Genomic DNA, 15,764 nt, shown 5'->3' with positions numbered 1-15,764 from the left:
TTTCATGCCGATCGATGAAAGCCGGATTTTCCTGCCTGTGCGGATCGCCGTGCTGACGGTGTCGGACACGCGTGGCCTTGCCGAGGATCGCTCGGGCGACACCCTGGTCGCGCGGCTGACCGAGGCGGGCCACGTCCTCGCCGACCGCCGGATCGAGAAGGACGACGTCGAGACGATCGTGTCGCGCCTGCATGCCTGGATCAGTGATCCGGAGGTCGACTGCATCATCACCACCGGCGGCACCGGCGTCACCGGGCGCGACGTGACCCCGGAGGCGGTCGAGCAGGTCGCCGAGAAGATGATCCCGGGGTTCGGCGAGGTCTTCCGGATGCTCAGCTACCAGACGATCGGCACTTCGACCGTCCAGTCGCGTGCGTGCGCCTGCGTGTCGCACGGCACCTATATCTTCGCTTTGCCAGGCTCGACCGGCGCGGTGAAGGACGGCTGGGACGGCATTCTCCGCGACCAGCTCGACAGCCGCCACCGGCCCTGCAACTTCGTCGAGCTGATGCCACGACTGCTGGAGCGCTAAACGCACCAACCTTCCGTATCGCGCGCCAGATCATGGTGTTGCGTTCGGTGCGTGATGCTAGCGGCCCTGGAAGAAATTCGACAAATTATGACGTTTTGTGAGTGCGTTGAAGGTAGCGTGTCGCTGTAGTAACAAACTGGCACACTCGGTGCATTGGTGATCAGGCAATCCGATCGGGTTGCAACGCCAACAATCCGAAGGACGCCCTCATGTCATCGTTCATCCTCAAGAGCCTGATCGTCGCCACCGCGCTCGTCTCCGCCGCACCGGTTCTCGCTGCCGGTGGATCGCAACCGACGACCGAACTGAAATACGACGCGAAGACGCAGAAATACTGCGTGACCGATCCGGCCGTCACGGGCAGCCATCTTCAGCGCAAGACGTGCAAGACCGCGACGCAGTGGAGCGCCGACGGGCTCGACATGCCGAAGGCAGCGATCGGGGACACGAGGACGGTTGCGACGATCGTCGAGAAGTAACCCGCAAACCGACGCTCGGGGCGACATGGCCAGCATGTCGCCCCGTGGTTCAGCCTCGAACCGCGTTATCTGCGCAAGGCCCGGCCGGCGACAGCGGCGAACTTCGCGACCAGCGCCGGATCACGCGCCTCGGTGGCGGTGATGATCGCGCTGTCCAGGCAGGTGTCGATCGGCGATGCCGGACGCTCCGCCGGTAACGCGCGGAGGAGCGCCATCACCATCGCGCGGGCCTTGGCCGCATTCGCGCCGAGTTGCGCGATCACCTGCGCGACATCGACGCCCGCCTCGTCTTCCCGCCAGCAATCGTAATCCGTCACCATGCCGACCAGCGCGTAGGGCAGCTCCGCCTCACGCGCGAGTTTCGCTTCGGGCATGGCGGTCATGCCGATGACGTCGCAGCCCCATTGGCGGTACAGCCGACTTTCCGCGCGCGTCGAGAATTGCGGGCCTTCCATCGCGAGATACGTGCCGCGGTCGTCGACCTGCGCGCCTGCCTCGCGCGCGGCTTGTGCGGCATAGCGCGACAGGCGCGGGCAGACCGGGTCGGCCATCGAGACGTGCGCGACGAGGCCGGTGCCGAAGAAGCTCGACGGGCGCGCCTTGGTGCGATCGATAAACTGGTCGACGACGGTGAAGCTGCCGGGCGGGCGCTGCTCGACCAGAGAGCCGACCGACGACACGGCCAGAACATCGGTGACGCCGAGCCGCTTCAACGCATCGATGTTCGCGCGGGCGTTGAGCTCGGAAGGGGAGATGCGGTGGCCTCGGCCGTGCCTTGGCAGGAACGCGACGCCGACATGGCCGACGCGGCCGGTGTAGATCGCGTCCGATGGCTCGCCCCACGGCGTCTCGACCGCCTGCCAGCGGCCGTCTTCGATCCCGTCGACCGCGTACAGCCCTGAGCCACCAATGATGCCGATCATCCAGCCGCTCATTTGGCGATCGCCCTCGGTCGCGCGTAGACGAAGTAGATCGCAAGGCCGAGCAGGTTCCACAGCCCGAAATAGAGCTGCGTTTTGGAGGGGAGGCTGAAGAAGAGGTACAGGCATCCGAGGATGCCGATCGTGCCGACCAGCGTTGCCGCCGGCGTGCGGAACGTGCGGATCGCGTCGGGCGCACGGCGGCGCATCACGAGCATGCACGCGCAGACCGCGACGAACGCCGCGAGCGTGCCCGCGTTGGCCAGCGCGGCGATCTCGGCGAGCGGCAACAGGCCTGCGATGACGGCAACAATCGCCGCCGTGATCCAGGTGATGCGGACCGGGGCACCTCGCTTGGAGACCTTGGCGAGGCTCAGCGGGAGCAGGCCGTCGCGCGCCATCGTGAAGAAGATCCGGCTCTGGCCGAACAGGAACGCGAGCAGCACTGTCGGCAACGCGATTACGGCGGAGGCGCCAAGGAAAGTCGCGAACCCCGGTCGGCCGATCTCGCGGAGGATCAGCGCGAGAGGCTCGGCGCTGCCGGCGAACTTGGTGTACGACAGCGCCCCGACCGCGGCGACCGCGACGAGGATGTAGATCGCGATGCACGCGACCATCGACCCGACGATCCCGATCGCGAGATCGCGGCCTGGGTTCTTGGTCTCCTCCGCTGCGGTGGAGATCGCATCGAAGCCATAGAACGCAAAGAAGATGATCGCCGCCGCCGCCATCACGCCGCGTTCGGCCCCGTCGGGCTGCACGGCCTTGGGGAAGCCGTAGGGCATGAACGGGTGGAGGTTGGCGCTGTTGAAATAGTGCAGCGCGATGAACACGAACACGGCGAGCGCGATCATCTTCACGCCGACCAGCACTGCGTTCAGCGTCGCACTCTCACGCGTGCCGAACGACAGCACGCCCGCGACGACCGCGATGATGAAGATCGCGGGCACGTTGAGAATGCCGCCGAGTTCGGGGCTGAGCGTCAGCGCCTCGGGAAACCCGAACGCACCGCGCAGCAACGGCGCGGCATAGCCCGACCAGCCAACCGCGACGGTCGACACGACGAGCGAATATTCGAGGATCAGCGACCAGCCGATCACCCAGGCGATCAGTTCGCCGAGCACGACATAGCTATAGGTGTATGCGCTGCCCGAGGCGGGGATCATCGTCGCCATCTCGGCATAGGCGAGCGCCGCGCAGGCACAGATCCCGCCAGCGATGATGAAGGACAGAATGACGGCAGGCCCGGCGAGCCCTGCCCCCACGCCGATCAGCGTCAGGATGCCGGTACCGACGATTCCACCGACACCCATCGCCACCAGATGCGGCCACGACAAGGTCCGCGCGAGCTGATGCTCGGGCGGCTGCTCGGTGACGATTTTTCGGCGAAACAGACTGGCCACGGATATCCCCTCTTGTTGCGCGGGGAGTGGCACAGGACGAGACCAGGGGGCAAGGCCAGCGGCCAATCACCTACCCCAGCGAAATCTCCTCCCCGGCGGGAGGCCGAAGTCCAGTTGGCAAGGTAATTGTGACGACGCGCAGCACTATGTCCGCAGCGTCTCCCGACACAGCCCCGGGCGTCGCCGGGGTGGTAGAAGAGCCGCCGAAATCGAACGGCAGTCCGCTCGCATCATGTTCTCCCGCGAAGGCGGGAGCCCAGTCTGGGTCCCCGCCTTCGCGGGGAAACACGCTACCTTACGGCAACTCTCAGACCGTGAAGCTTTCCCCACACCCGCAAGCACCCTTGGCGTTCGGGTTCTGGAACACGAAGCCGGCGGTGAAATCGTCCTCGACCCAGTCCATCGTCGACCCGATCAAATACAGGATCGACCCACCATCTACGAACAGCGTGCCACCCGGCGTATCGATCCGCTCGTCGAAAGGCTTGGCCTCGGTGACGTAATCCACCGAATAGGCCAGCCCCGAACACCCACGCTTCGGCGTCGACAACTTCACCCCGATCGCATCTTCCGGAGCCCGCGCCATAAGGTCGGCGATCCGCGCATGCGCCGTCTCGGTGAGGTTCAGCGCCGCCGGCCGTGCTCGCAATGTCGTCGCCATCACCAATTCCTTCTGCTCCCCTCCCGCCTGCGGGAGGGGTCGGGGGAGGGCTTGAACAGCAGCGTTCCGCACTCCCCTCCCCTGACCCCTCCCGCAAGCGGGAGGGGATGATTACAGCATGCCCAGCTCGAGCTTAGCCTCGTCCGACATCTTCTGCGGATCCCAGGGCGGATCCCAGACAAGGTTCACTTCCGCAAACCCGACCCCCGGCACCGACCCGACGCGCATCTCGACCTCCGCCGGCATCGACTCCGCGACCGGACAGTTCGGCGTGGTCAGCGTCATCGCCACCACCGCATGCCCGTCCTCGGTCACCTCGACGCCGTAGATCAGCCCCAGGTCATAGATGTTCACCGGGATCTCGGGATCGTAGATTTCCTTCAGTGCATCGATGATCGCATCATACACCGCGCCGCCAGGCTCGCCGGGCGAATCCACCTGCGGCTTCTGCGCCAGAAACCCGGCAAGATAATCCCGCTTCCGCTCTGCGTCGGAGTCCGTCTCCATCACGACGCGCGCCTTGGGCGGCGATGCGACCGCATCCACTTCCTCGATCTCGAACCGATCGCTCATTTGAAGATCCTCGTTACTCGCTCGATACCACGCACCAGCGCCTCGACGTCCGCCGGCCCGTTATACACGCCGAAGCTCGCGCGTGCCGTCGCTTCGACGCCCAGCGCCTCCATCAACGGCTGCGCACAGTGATGGCCGGCACGGATCGCGACGCGCTCCTCGTCCAATATGGTGCCGATGTCGTGCGGATGAACCCCCTCTATCGTGAAGCTCACGATCCCCGCCGAGTCCGCCGGGCCATAGAGGCGCACCGAATTGATCCCCGACAGCGCCTCGCGCGTGGCCGTCACCAGCGCCGTCTCATGCGCGTGAATCGCGTCGAGGCCGATGCTCTCGACATAGTCGATCGCGGCATGCAGCCCGAGCGCGCCGACGATATGCGGCGTCCCCGCCTCGAACCGCCCCGGCGGCGGCGCGTAGGTGGTCCTGGCGAACGACACCTTGTCGATCATCGACCCGCCGCCCTGGTACGGCGGCATCGCGTCGAGCAGTTCCGGCTTAGCCCAAAGCACGCCGATCCCCGTCGGCCCGTACAGCTTGTGCCCGGAGAACACGTAGAAATCGCAGCCGATCGTCTTCACGTCGACCGTGATCCGCGGCACCGACTGGCACCCGTCGAGCAGGATTTTCGCGCCCACCGAATGTGCGATCTCGGTCGCGCGCTTGGCGTCGAGCACCGAGCCGAGCACGTTCGAGACATGCCCGAGCGCAACCAGCTTGTGCGCCGGCGTGATCATCCGCTCCATCGCGTCGAGATCGATGCGGTTGTCGGGCGTTAACGGCAACACGTCGATCGCGACGCCATGCGCTTCCGCGATCATCTGCCACGGCACGATGTTCGAATGATGCTCCAGCATGGAGAGCAGGATGCGGTCGCCCGCCTTCAACTGCGTTCCTGCCCAGCACGTTGCGACCAAATTGATCGCTTCGGTAGCACCGCGCACGAACACGATCTCGTCCGACGATCCCGCACCGATAAACCGCGCGACCGCATTCCGTGCCGCCTCATAGGCGACCGTCATGTCGGCGGACCGCTGGTACACGCCGCGGTGCACGGTGGCGTAGGTCTCGCCATAAGCGCGCGTAATCGCATCGACCACGACCTGCGGCTTCTGCGCGGTGGCGGCGGTATCGAGATACGCCCAGCCCTCTGGAATCGCCGGGAAGTCCGACAGGCGGTCGAGCGGGCGCGTTTGGGTCATCACACTCATCTTCCCCCCTCCCTGGAAGGGAGGGGTCGGGGGTGGGTCGGCTGCTGGGACACGGTGACGCCAGCCAAAGGGCCGACCCACCCCCAGCCCCTCCCTTCCAGGGAGGGGAGCGCGTTGCGCCCGATCACAATGCCCGCTCCAGCCACGCGTCCGCGTCCGCCACGAAAGCCTCGCGCACCGTCTCGTCCGCGACCTGCACGAACGCATCGCCGACGAACGCGCGCGTGAGCAGCGCCTGCGCCTTGGCGTGCGGGATGCCGCGGCTCTGCATGTAGAACAGCGCGCGCTGGTCGAGTTCGCCGACCGTCGCGCCGTGCGCGCACTTCACGTCGTCCGCGAAGATCTCCAGCTCGGGCTTCAAATTCACCGTCGCGGTCCGCTGCAACAGCAACCCGCGCAACGACTGCACGCCGTCGGTCTTCTGCGCATCGCGTGCCACCTCGACCCGCGCCGCGAGGCTGGCGGTCGACTTGTCCGCCGCGACCGCACGCCAGATCTGCTTGCTCTGCCCGTTCAGCGCCGCATGCCGCACCGACACCGCGCACTCCTGCCGCTGGTCGTTCCGCGTCAGCAACGCGCCGCCATATTCGGCGAACGCATCGTCACCCGTCACCGTGATCGACCCATCGATCCGCGTCCCGGCATCGCCCGCACCAAGCACCGTTACGATCAGAGTCGCCTCGGCACCGATCTCGACCTCGTCGCGCAACGACACGAAGCCTTCGGCCTGAAGCAACCGCACCGCCCGTGTAAGCTTAGCGCCCTTGCCGAGCGTCATCCGCGTCGACCGGTTCGACCAGCCAGCCCCGACACACGTCTCGACCACCGACGCGCTCGCGCCATCGGCAAGCAGGATTTCCGCCGGAAGCTGGTTCTCGCCGCCGGTCGCGATGTGCACGATCTGGATCAGTTCGGCCGTGGCGTTCGCCTCGACGCGCAAGGACCAGCCCAGGCCGGTCGTCCGACGCCCAAGCGCATGCGATCCACCGTCGATCGGGACGATCGTGACGTGCCGCAGATCGCTGCGCCCCTCGTCGAGCACACCATCGACGAACACCGCCCGCGCACCCGGCAAGTCGAGAAACCACTCGCCAGCATCCAGCGCAGCGCCGCGCGGCAGTTCAGCCGCCGCCGCAATCGCCGCCGGATCACCCCAGCGCCAGGATTCCTCGCGCGTCGAAGGAAGTTCGAGGACGCTCATTGGGCATTCCAAGAAGTTGAGATTTGTTCACGCGAAGGCGCAAAGGCGCGAAGAGGATTAGAAATCAGAAGACCGACAGTGGTACCGTCCGCACGCCCTTCGCGCCTTTGCGCCTTCGCGTGAACCCAATCTTTCCTGCCTTCGGCGACGAGCGAACTCATGCGGCGATCCCCACATAGCCTTCGCTCTCGAGCTGCTTGGCGAGGTCCTTGCCGCCCGAGCGGACGATCTTGCCGTCCGCCAGCACGTGGACGAAATCCGGCTCCACGTAATCGAGCAACCGCTGGTAGTGCGTGATCAGCAGCACCGCCTTGTCGGGCGCGCGCATGATGCGGTTGATGCCATCGCCGACGACGCGCAGCGCATCGATGTCGAGCCCCGAATCGGTCTCATCGAGGATCGCGAACTTCGGGTTGACGATGCCCATCTGGACCATCTCGTTGCGCTTCTTCTCGCCACCCGAAAAGCCGACGTTCACCGGCCGCTTGAGCATGTCGTAATCCATGCCGAGCAGATCCGCCTGCCCGCGCGCGAGCTTCAGGAACTCAGCCCCCGACAAAGGCTTCTCGTCCCGCGTCGCGCGCTGGGCGTTGAGCGCCTCGCGCAGGAACTGGACGTTCGACACGCCGGGGATCTCGACCGGATACTGGAAGCCGAGGAACACGCCCGCCGCGGCGCGCTCATGCGCCTCGAGTTCGAGCAGGTCGACACCGTCGAACGTCACCGAGCCTGCCGTGACTTCATAGCCGGGCCGCCCGCCGAGCACATAGCCCAGCGTCGACTTGCCCGCCCCGTTCGGCCCCATGATCGCGTGCACCTCGCCCGCGTTCACTTCGAGCGACAGGCCCTTGAGGATTTCCTTGCCGTCGATCTCGGCGTGGAGGTTTTCAATTTTCAGCATCGGTCGTTTCATCTCTCTGAATATCGCAGGCATGGGCATTCAACCCCACGGGCCCGCAACGCGATATAAATGGCGATTTCCATCCAGCTCGGTTCGCATATCGGCAGCAATGTCGACCAAGGCGGCCACGTCCTGCTTCCTGTACGCCTGTCCGGTCTGTGGATCGACGACGGTGGCTCCAAAGCTGTCCGCCAACGCCGCGAAGATCAGGAAGCCCGGATGCCAATCGAACGCCGAAGTGCCACCGCCCATCCATATCAACACATCGCCGGCCTGAACCGGGATCCCCTGTTCAACAAGTACGACGATGGCCTCGTGCGCGTCGTCGTGATCATTGTCCGCGTCGACATCGTCCGCAGTAAGCTGCTGGAACGTCATCGTGATCGAGACCGACAGTCCCGCACACACCACGTCCACTCCATTGCCCGATCGGGCCGTGGCGAATGCATCCTCAGCCGTCAGACCGTCTGGTATTCGCAACCGAACACCTGCCGTGTTTTCGTCGAGCGTGGCTTGCACCGACCCAAACGACGGCCAGCGATCGGCAGGAACAATAGCGTAATAGTCGATGCTCACCCCACAGAGCCCTCAAGCGAGATCCCCAGCAGCTTCTGCGCTTCCACCGCGAACTCCATCGGCAGTTGCTGCAGCACCTCTCGCGCGAAACCATTGACGATCAGCGCCACCGCCGCCTCCTGGTCCAGCCCGCGCGACATTGCGTAGAACAGCTGGTCCTCGGAGATCTTCGACGTGGTCGCCTCGTGCTCGATCTGCGCGGACGGGTTGCGGACCTCGATATACGGCACGGTATGCGCGCCGCACTGGTCGCCCAGCAGCAGGCTGTCGCACTGCGTGAAGTTCCGCACGCCCTCCGCGGTCGGCGCAACCCGCACCAGCCCGCGGTACGTGTTGTCCGAACGCCCCGCCGAAATCCCCTTCGACACGATCGTGGATCGCGTATTCTTGCCGAGGTGGATCATCTTCGTGCCGGTATCGGCCTGCTGGCGATTGTTCGTTACCGCGACCGAATAGAACTCGCCGACCGAGCCATCGCCGAGCAGCACGCACGACGGGTATTTCCACGTGATCGCGCTGCCGGTCTCGACCTGAGTCCAGCTGACCTTCGAGTTCTTGCCCTGGCACAGCGCGCGCTTGGTGACGAAGTTGTAGATCCCGCCGACGCCGTTCTCGTCGCCCGGATACCAGTTCTGCACGGTCGAATATTTGATCTCGGCATCGTCGAGCACGACGAGTTCGACCACGGCGGCATGCAGCTGGTTCTCGTCGCGCATCGGCGCGGTGCAGCCTTCGAGATACGAGACGTACGAACCCTTGTCCGCAACGATCAGCGTGCGCTCGAACTGCCCGGTATTCTCGGCGTTGATGCGGAAATACGTCGACAGCTCCATCGGGCAGCGGACGCCCTCCGGGATGTAGACGAACGTGCCGTCGGAGAAGACCGCCGAGTTCAACGTTGCGAAATAGTTATCGCGCTGCGGCACGACCTTGCCGAGCCACTTCCGGACGAGCTCGGGATATTCCTTGATCGCCTCGGAGATCGAGCGGAAGATCACGCCCGCGGCTTCGAGCTCCTTGCGGAACGTGGTCGCGACCGAGACGCTGTCGAACACCGCATCCACCGCGACGCGACGCTTGGGTGTGCCATCCTCGTTCAACGGATCCTCGACCACGCCCGCCAGCATCTTCTGCTCGCCGATCGGAATGCCGAGCTTCTCGTAGACGCGCAGGATCTCCGGATCGACCTCGTCGAGCGACCCGAGCTTCGGCTTCGCCTTGGGCTCCGCGTAATAATACGCGTCCTGGTAATCGATCGGCGGCACGTTGAGCTTCGACCAGTCGGGCGCCTCCATCGTCTGCCACAACGCGAATGCCTTCAGCCGCCAGTCGAGCATCCACTGCGGCTCGCCCTTCTTGGCGGAAATGAAGCGCACCGTGTCTTCCGACAGACCCTTGGGCGCGAATTCCTGTTCGATGTCCGAGGAGAAGCCCCACTCGTACGTCTTGTTCGCGGCGGCGTATGCCTCTGCGTTCCGGGTAGCCATCATTCCATCTCCGCCGCGGCGCGGCTCTCGTAAATCTTCGCGCCTTTGCGCCTTTGCGTGAACAGAATCTTCTCACGCGAAGGCGCAAAGGCGCGAAGGAAGGGATAGGGCGCTGCGCGCAAGGTCATGCGGGCACCTGCGAAAGGGGGGCTTGCGAAAGGCTGGCGAGCGACACGCCGGCAAGCGCACCGCGGACCGCGCCGTTGACGGCGTTCCAGTGCGGCTTGACCTTGCACGTCTGCTCGACGCAGCAGTCCTGCGAGGCGCCATCGACACACGAGGTCAGCGCGATCGGTCCCTCGACCGCCTCGATGATGTCGGCGAGCGAAATCATCGCCGGTGGGCGCGACAGGCGAAAGCCACCACCGGTGCCGCGCGTACTCTCGATCAGCCCCGCCGCGGACAGCCGGCTCACCAGCTTCTGCACGGTCGGCAGCGGCACGCCGGTCTCCTCCGCGAGCAGTGTCGCGTTCAGTCGCGCGATACCGCCGCAATGACGCGCCGCGGCGCTCATCATCACGACTGCGTAGTCGGCTAGGCTGGAAAGACGCATGGTGGCTTCGAAAGTCCAATCGGACCGATATGATCCGATTGGTCAAATGGGCGTTGTGCAGTGCATCGTCAACCCGGCGAGGGGTGCGAACGACTCGCAACTGGAACGCGGTTTTCCGCACCGTACGCAACCCGAAAGCTTGACTTCCCCCCTCCCTGGAAGGGAGGGGCCGGGGGTGGGTCGGCCGGTTGGCGATTGCAGCACGCACCCCACACCGACCCACCCCCACCCCCCCCCCTTCCAGGGAGGGGAGCAAGGACGACGCGCATGGCCTTCTACCACCCGATCCTGTTCCGCCTCGACGCCGAGCGCGCACATACCCTTACCATCGCCGCGCTCGGCGCATGGGGGAAGGCCGGCGCGCCGCTCGCCCCCAGCGTACCACGGCTCGCGACGACCGTGGCGGGGATAGCCTTTCCCAACCCGGTCGGCTTGGCAGCAGGCGTCGACAAGGACGGCCGCGCGATCGACGGCTTCTTCGGCCTTGGCTTCGGCAGCGTCGAGATCGGTACGCTCACGCCGGTGCCGCAGCCCGGCAACCCGAAGCCGCGCATCTTCCGCCTTCCCGAGGACCGCGCGATCATCAACCGGCTCGGCTTCAACAATGGCGGCCTCGACGCGGCGCTGGATCGCGTCGAGCGCGGGGCGGGCGGCGAAGGCGTGCTCGGGATCAACGTCGGCGCGAACAAGGACGCGACCGACCGCACTGCCGACTATGTCCACGGCGTGACCCGCGCCGCGCGGCACGCCAATTACGTCACGATCAACATCAGCTCCCCCAACACGCCGGGGCTGCGCGATCTCCAGCACGGTGCCGCGCTCCGCGACCTGCTCGCCGCCTGCACCGCCGCCAAGGGCAAAACGCCGATCTTCCTCAAGGTCGCCCCCGACCTCGAACCCGCCGATATCGACGACATCGCCCGCGCGGCGATCGACAACCGCATCGACGCGCTGATCGTCAACAACACGACGATCTCCCGCCCCGGCCTGCGCTCGGGCAATGCCAGGGAAACCGGCGGCTTGTCGGGTGCTCCGTTGGTCCGGCTCGCCCGCCAACGCCTTGCCGATTTTCGCAAGGCGACCGGCGCGGCGATCCCGCTGATCTCGGTCGGCGGGATCGATAGCGGCGCCGAAGCCTATGCCCGTCTCCGCGCCGGCGCTAGCCTCGTCCAGCTCTACACCGCGCTGGTGTACGAAGGCCCCGGCCTCCCCGCCCGCATTCTCCGCGAACTCGACGCGCTGCTCACCGGCGACGGATTTGCGTCGGTCGGCGACGCGGTGGGTGTCGACGCGCGCTAAGCCGCTTCCGTCATCCCGGCTCCTCCCGTCATCCCAGCGAACGCTGGGATCCAGAGCCACGGATGTCGCCCTGTGTGGCTCTGGATCCTGGGTCGAGCCCAGGATGACGGGAAGTTCGAGGTGAATACTTGCCTCGTATCCGAACCGCGCTAGGCTCGCGCTCGATGAAGACCTCTCTCCTAGCGCTCGCCCTCCTCGTCCCCGCAGCCACCGTAGAGGCACGCCAACCCGCCCCGGCAAAAGACCAGGGCATGGTCAGCGCCGCCGACCCCCGCGCCGCCGCCGCCGGCGTCGAGATCCTCCGCGCCGGCGGCAGCGCCACCGACGCCGCGATCGCCACCATGCTCGCGCTCAATGTCGTCGAGCCGCAAAGCTCGGGCATCGGCGGCGGCAGCTTCTGGATCTCCCACGCGACCGGCGGCGCACTCAGCACGATCGATGCGCGCGAGACCGCGCCTGCCGCCGCCGACGCGCGCTGGTTCTACGCCCCCGACGGCACCCCCCTCAGCCACGCCGACGCGGTTCCCGGCGGGCGCAGCGTCGGCATCCCCGGCGCGCTCCGCGGCATGGCGCTCGCGCACCGTGCCTCGGGCAAGCTGCCCTGGGCGCAATTGTTCGCACCGGCGATCCGGATCGCGACCAACGGGTTCCAGGTCACGCCGCGCCTCGTCAACGGCATGGCGGCGTATGGCAGCCACGTGACGCCCGAGACGCGCGCGCTGTTCTCGAAGGCAGACGGCACGCCGGTCGCGGTCGGCGACACGGTCAAGAACCCGCAGCAAGCCGCCCTCCTTCAGCGCATCGCCACCCAAGGCCCCGACAGCTTCTACGTCGGCCCCGAGGCACAGAAGATCGTCACCGCGGTCAACACCGCCGCGCGCAATCCGTCGAAAATGACGCTCGGCGATCTCGCGAGCTACGACGCCAAGTCGCGGCCGCCGGTCTGCGTCAAATACCGCGTCTACCGCGTCTGCGGGATGGGCCCGCCCTCGTCCGGCGGCATCACCGTGCTGATGATCCTGAAGCAGCTCGAACGCTTCGACATGGCCAAGCTCGGCAAGGACAGCGCGCAGGCCTGGCACCTGTTCGCCGAATCCTCGCGCCTCGCCTATGCCGACCGCGACCTGTACGTCGGCGATCCCGATTTCGTCCGCGTGCCGGTGCAGGGCATGCTCGACACCAAGTATCTCGCATCGCGCTCGGCGCTGATCTCGCCGGCGAAGACGATGGCAAACGTCGCTCCCGGCACGCCCCCCGGCGCCCCCGCACGCACCCGCGCACCGGTCAGCGAAGTCCCCGGCACCACCGACATCGCCACCGTCGACGCGCAAGGCAATGTCGTAGAGGTGACCACCACCGTAGAGGGCTATTTCGGCTCAGGCCTCACCGTCGACGGCACCGTCCTCAACAACCAGCTCACCGACTTCGACATCGTCCCCGTTAAGGACGGCGCGCTCGTCGCCAACCGAGTCGAGGGCGGCAAGCGCCCGCGCAGCTCGATGTCGCCGATGATCGTCTACGGCCCCGACGGGAACGTCCGGCTCGCGGTCGGCGCAGCGGGCGGCTCGACGATCATCGCGCAGGTGGCCAAGGCGATCATCGGCGTGGTCGACTGGAAACTGTCCGCGCAGGACTCGATCGCGCTGGGGTTGCTGTATGCGCCGGGGCATGTCGCGGCGGCGGAAAAGGGCACCGAGCGCGAGACGATGGTCCCGGCGTTGCAGGCGCTCGGCGAGACGGTCGAGGTCGCCGCGCTCGGGCTGAAGGCGAACGCGATCGAGCGCGTCGGCGGCAAATGGGTCGGCGCCGCAGACCCTCGTAGCGAGGGCGTCGCGATCAGCCAGGATGGCACCGTCACCCCAATCCAGCGCGTCGGCGTCCTCCAGCGCGCACCGGAGTGAATCTCTCCGTCACCCCGGACTTGTTCCGGGGTCCACGATCCCGCATCATCCAAGGCCGGAGAGTGCGCGGAACGGTGGATGCCGGAACAAGCCCGGCATGACGGGGGCGTTCGAACGGGCTATACCACCCCAAAGATCGAGCATCCCCGCTAGGGCAAAAAGCTCGCAGCGCAGTTCAGGAGAGACAATGGCCCGCCAGCTCGAACGCTTCCCGAACCTCGTCACGATGTTCTTCACGCGCGCCGCGGAAAAGGGCGACGCGCCGTTCCTCTGGACCAAGACGAGCGGCACATGGACCGCGACCAGCTGGGCGGACGCCGCGCGGCAGGTCGCGGCGCTCGCCACCGCGCTGACCGCGATCGGCCTGAAGCGCGGCGACCGGGTCATGCTGGTCAGCGAAAATCGCCCCGAATGGTGCCTGAGCGACCTCGCGATCATGGCGGCGGGGTGCATCACCGTGCCGACCTATGTCACCAATACCGAGCGCGATCATCTCCACATCATCGAGAATGCCGGGGCGTGCGCGATCATCGTGTCGACCGCCAAGCTGGCCAAGACGCTGCTCCCCGCGGTCGTGCGCTCGAACCAGGCGCAGACGGTGATCGGGCTCGAGGACATGAAGGTCCCTGCCGGAATCGACTTCCACAACTGGCATGCGCTGATCGCCGCGCACCCGACCGCACCCGATGCCGCCGCCGCCCGCGCCAATTTCGCGCGCGAGGACCTTGCCTGCATCATCTACACGAGCGGCACCGGCGGCGCACCGCGCGGCGTGATGCAGCATCACGGCGCGATCCTCCACAATTGCGCTGGGTGTGCCTCGGTCATATCGGAGGATTTCGGGTGGGACGACGAGGTCTTCCTGTCATTCCTGCCGCTCAGCCACGCCTATGAACACACCGGCGGGCAGCATTTCCCGATCTCGCTCGGCGGCCAGATCTATTACGCGGAGGGTATCGAGAAGCTCGCGGCCAACATCGAGGAGACGCGCCCGACGATCATGTTCGTCGTGCCCCGCCTGTTCGAGGTGCTGCGCACGCGGATCTCGAAGACGATCGAGAAGCAGGGCGGCGCCTCCGCCTACCTCCTGCGCCAAGCGCTCGACATCGGCGCCAAGCGCTATGCCGGCCGCCTGCGCCTGATCGACCGGCCGATGCAGGCCGCCGTCGCCACGCTGTTCAAGCCGAAGATCTCGAAGAAGTTCGGCGGGCGGTTGAAGGCGATGATCTCGGGCGGCGCACCGCTCAATCCCGAGGTCGGGCTGTTCTTCGAGGCGCTCGGCCTCACCTTCCTGCAAGGCTATGGCCAGACCGAAGCCGCGCCGGTCATCTCGTGCAACCGCCCCAAGGCCGGTGTCCGCATGGACTCGGTCGGCCCCGCCCTCAAGGACACCGAGGTCCGCATCGCCGAGGACGGCGAGATCCTGGTGCGCGGCGAACTCGTCATGCACGGCTATTGGCGCAACGATGCCGAAACCGCCAAGGTGCTGAAGGACGGCTGGCTCCACACCGGCGACGTGGGCGAGATCGACGAGCGCGGCCGGATCCGCATCACCGACCGCAAGAAGGACCTGATCATCAACGACAAGGGCGAGAACGTCGCCCCGCAAAAGGTCGAGGGGATGCTCACGCTCCAGCCCGAGATCGCGCAGGCGATGATCGCCGGCGACAAGCGGCCGTACATGGTGGCGCTGATCGTGCCCGATCCCGAGTGGACGCAGGAATGGTGCGCGGGCAATGGCGACGCGTGCAGCTTCGCGCGGTTGGCAGAGAACAGCGAGTTCAGGACAGCGCTGGGCGCGGCGGTCGAGCGGGTAAACAAGGAACTGACGGTGACCGAACGGATCCGGCGGTTCGTGCTGGCCGACGGGCCGTTCACGATCGAGAACGAGCAGTTGACGCCGAGTCTGAAGATCCGGCGGCATGTTTTGCGGCAGGCGTATGGGGAGCGGCTGGACGGTTTGTATTCGGGGTGAGATTACGGGCTGTTCTGACTGGTAGCTGCTCCACCCCGGCGGAGGCCGGGGCCCAATCGGCAAGGCCGCAGTAACGACGCGCGAACCTCCGT

General features: G+C 66.3%; 16 protein-coding genes. 5 read left to right on the top strand and 11 right to left on the bottom strand.

The window, feature by feature from the left end; genetic code table 11:
• Nucleotides 1-4 precede the first annotated feature (4 nt).
• Both moaB and ASF09_RS00635 read left to right on the top strand, forming a co-directional pair.
• The gene (gene moaB, locus ASF09_RS00640) at nt 5-532 is read left to right on the top strand and encodes a molybdenum cofactor biosynthesis protein B (RefSeq protein ID WP_060523841.1); all 528 of its coding nucleotides are present in this window, start codon (nt 5-7) and stop codon (nt 530-532) included.
• A gap of 209 nt (nt 533-741) precedes the next feature.
• The gene (locus ASF09_RS00635) at nt 742-1,011 is read left to right on the top strand and encodes a hypothetical protein (protein ID WP_060523839.1); all 270 of its coding nucleotides are present in this window, start codon (nt 742-744) and stop codon (nt 1,009-1,011) included.
• Nucleotides 1,012-1,076: 65 nt separating this feature from the next.
• On the opposite strand, the gene ASF09_RS00630 is transcribed toward ASF09_RS00635, so the two are convergent.
• From ASF09_RS00630 to ASF09_RS00585, 11 genes are all read right to left on the bottom strand, one after another.
• Nucleotides 1,077-1,946: an S-methyl-5'-thioadenosine phosphorylase gene (locus tag ASF09_RS00630; protein ID WP_060523837.1), complete on the bottom strand. Its 870-nt coding sequence runs from the start codon at nt 1,944-1,946 to the stop codon at nt 1,077-1,079.
• Nucleotides 1,943-3,334, bottom strand: a complete 1,392-nt coding sequence (locus ASF09_RS00625) for an amino acid permease (protein WP_060523835.1) — start codon at nt 3,332-3,334, stop codon at nt 1,943-1,945. The genes ASF09_RS00630 and ASF09_RS00625 overlap by 4 nt, the downstream gene beginning before the upstream one ends.
• A 307-nt stretch (nt 3,335-3,641) precedes the next feature.
• A complete protein-coding gene (locus ASF09_RS00620; RefSeq protein WP_060523833.1) occupies nt 3,642-3,995 on the bottom strand; it encodes a HesB/IscA family protein in 354 nt (117 codons plus the stop codon).
• 111 nt (nt 3,996-4,106) lie between these two features.
• On the bottom strand, nt 4,107-4,568 hold the full coding sequence (locus ASF09_RS00615; protein WP_056057670.1) for an SUF system Fe-S cluster assembly protein: 462 nt from the start codon (nt 4,566-4,568) through the stop codon (nt 4,107-4,109).
• Nucleotides 4,565-5,779, bottom strand: coding sequence for a cysteine desulfurase (locus ASF09_RS00610; RefSeq protein WP_060523831.1), 1,215 nt, complete (start codon nt 5,777-5,779; stop codon nt 4,565-4,567). The genes ASF09_RS00615 and ASF09_RS00610 overlap by 4 nt, the downstream gene beginning before the upstream one ends.
• Nucleotides 5,780-5,903: 124 nt before the next feature.
• Nucleotides 5,904-6,980, bottom strand: coding sequence for a SufB/SufD family protein (locus ASF09_RS00605; RefSeq protein WP_060523830.1), 1,077 nt, complete (start codon nt 6,978-6,980; stop codon nt 5,904-5,906).
• Between the two features lie 157 nt (nt 6,981-7,137).
• The gene (gene sufC, locus ASF09_RS00600) at nt 7,138-7,881 is read right to left on the bottom strand and encodes a Fe-S cluster assembly ATPase SufC (protein ID WP_060524828.1); all 744 of its coding nucleotides are present in this window, start codon (nt 7,879-7,881) and stop codon (nt 7,138-7,140) included.
• Nucleotides 7,882-7,920: 39 nt separating this feature from the next.
• Nucleotides 7,921-8,457 carry a hypothetical protein gene (locus ASF09_RS00595; RefSeq protein ID WP_060523828.1) on the bottom strand — a complete coding sequence of 179 codons (537 nt, stop codon included), beginning with the start codon at nt 8,455-8,457 and terminating at the stop codon, nt 7,921-7,923.
• Nucleotides 8,454-9,944 carry a Fe-S cluster assembly protein SufB gene (gene sufB / locus ASF09_RS00590; RefSeq protein ID WP_060523826.1) on the bottom strand — a complete coding sequence of 497 codons (1,491 nt, stop codon included), beginning with the start codon at nt 9,942-9,944 and terminating at the stop codon, nt 8,454-8,456. Before sufB ends, ASF09_RS00595 begins: the two co-directional genes overlap by 4 nt.
• Nucleotides 9,944-10,072: a hypothetical protein gene (locus ASF09_RS21045; protein WP_268795589.1), complete on the bottom strand. Its 129-nt coding sequence runs from the start codon at nt 10,070-10,072 to the stop codon at nt 9,944-9,946. The genes sufB and ASF09_RS21045 overlap by 1 nt, the downstream gene beginning before the upstream one ends.
• Nucleotides 10,069-10,497: an SUF system Fe-S cluster assembly regulator gene (locus tag ASF09_RS00585; RefSeq protein ID WP_060523825.1), complete on the bottom strand. Its 429-nt coding sequence runs from the start codon at nt 10,495-10,497 to the stop codon at nt 10,069-10,071. The genes ASF09_RS21045 and ASF09_RS00585 overlap by 4 nt, the downstream gene beginning before the upstream one ends.
• A 267-nt stretch (nt 10,498-10,764) precedes the next feature.
• Here ASF09_RS00585 and ASF09_RS00580 point away from each other — a divergent pair, with 267 nt between their 5' ends.
• The 3 genes from ASF09_RS00580 to ASF09_RS00570 all read left to right on the top strand — a co-directional run bounded on the left by ASF09_RS00580 (nt 10,765) and on the right by ASF09_RS00570 (nt 15,672).
• Complete coding sequence (locus tag ASF09_RS00580; protein WP_060523824.1) at nt 10,765-11,796, top strand: quinone-dependent dihydroorotate dehydrogenase; 1,032 nt, start codon at nt 10,765-10,767, stop codon at nt 11,794-11,796.
• Nucleotides 11,797-11,960: 164 nt separating this feature from the next.
• Nucleotides 11,961-13,697 (top strand): gamma-glutamyltransferase, encoded by a 1,737-nt coding sequence (gene ggt, locus ASF09_RS00575; RefSeq protein WP_060523823.1) that lies wholly within the window; start codon nt 11,961-11,963, stop codon nt 13,695-13,697.
• A 187-nt stretch (nt 13,698-13,884) separates the two neighbouring features.
• Nucleotides 13,885-15,672: an AMP-dependent synthetase/ligase gene (locus ASF09_RS00570; RefSeq protein WP_060523822.1), complete on the top strand. Its 1,788-nt coding sequence runs from the start codon at nt 13,885-13,887 to the stop codon at nt 15,670-15,672.
• Nucleotides 15,673-15,764: the final 92 nt, after the last annotated feature.

This window comes from Sphingomonas sp. Leaf242 (assembly GCF_001422045.1).
GTDB lineage: Bacteria > Pseudomonadota > Alphaproteobacteria > Sphingomonadales > Sphingomonadaceae > Sphingomonas.
This window is presented reverse-complemented; position numbering and strand designations above follow the sequence as displayed.

Excerpts from the sequence above, each read along its gene's own strand:
- moaB (WP_060523841.1), top strand. The coding sequence starts at position 5 with ATGCCGATCGATGAAAGCCGGATTTTCCTGCCTGTGCGGATCGCCGTG.
- ASF09_RS00635 (WP_060523839.1), top strand. The coding sequence starts at position 742 with ATGTCATCGTTCATCCTCAAGAGCCTGATCGTCGCCACCGCGCTCGTC.
- ASF09_RS00630 (WP_060523837.1), bottom strand. The coding sequence starts at position 1,946 with ATGAGCGGCTGGATGATCGGCATCATTGGTGGCTCAGGGCTGTACGCG.
- ASF09_RS00620 (WP_060523833.1), bottom strand. The coding sequence starts at position 3,995 with ATGGCGACGACATTGCGAGCACGGCCGGCGGCGCTGAACCTCACCGAG.
- ASF09_RS00615 (WP_056057670.1), bottom strand. The coding sequence starts at position 4,568 with ATGAGCGATCGGTTCGAGATCGAGGAAGTGGATGCGGTCGCATCGCCG.
- ASF09_RS00610 (WP_060523831.1), bottom strand. The coding sequence starts at position 5,779 with ATGAGTGTGATGACCCAAACGCGCCCGCTCGACCGCCTGTCGGACTTC.
- ASF09_RS00605 (WP_060523830.1), bottom strand. The coding sequence starts at position 6,980 with ATGAGCGTCCTCGAACTTCCTTCGACGCGCGAGGAATCCTGGCGCTGG.
- sufC (WP_060524828.1), bottom strand. The coding sequence starts at position 7,881 with ATGCTGAAAATTGAAAACCTCCACGCCGAGATCGACGGCAAGGAAATC.
- sufB (WP_060523826.1), bottom strand. The coding sequence starts at position 9,944 with ATGGCTACCCGGAACGCAGAGGCATACGCCGCCGCGAACAAGACGTAC.
- ASF09_RS21045 (WP_268795589.1), bottom strand. The coding sequence starts at position 10,072 with ATGACCTTGCGCGCAGCGCCCTATCCCTTCCTTCGCGCCTTTGCGCCT.
- ASF09_RS00585 (WP_060523825.1), bottom strand. The coding sequence starts at position 10,497 with ATGCGTCTTTCCAGCCTAGCCGACTACGCAGTCGTGATGATGAGCGCC.
- ASF09_RS00580 (WP_060523824.1), top strand. The coding sequence starts at position 10,765 with ATGGCCTTCTACCACCCGATCCTGTTCCGCCTCGACGCCGAGCGCGCA.
- ggt (WP_060523823.1), top strand. The coding sequence starts at position 11,961 with ATGAAGACCTCTCTCCTAGCGCTCGCCCTCCTCGTCCCCGCAGCCACC.
- ASF09_RS00570 (WP_060523822.1), top strand. The coding sequence starts at position 13,885 with ATGGCCCGCCAGCTCGAACGCTTCCCGAACCTCGTCACGATGTTCTTC.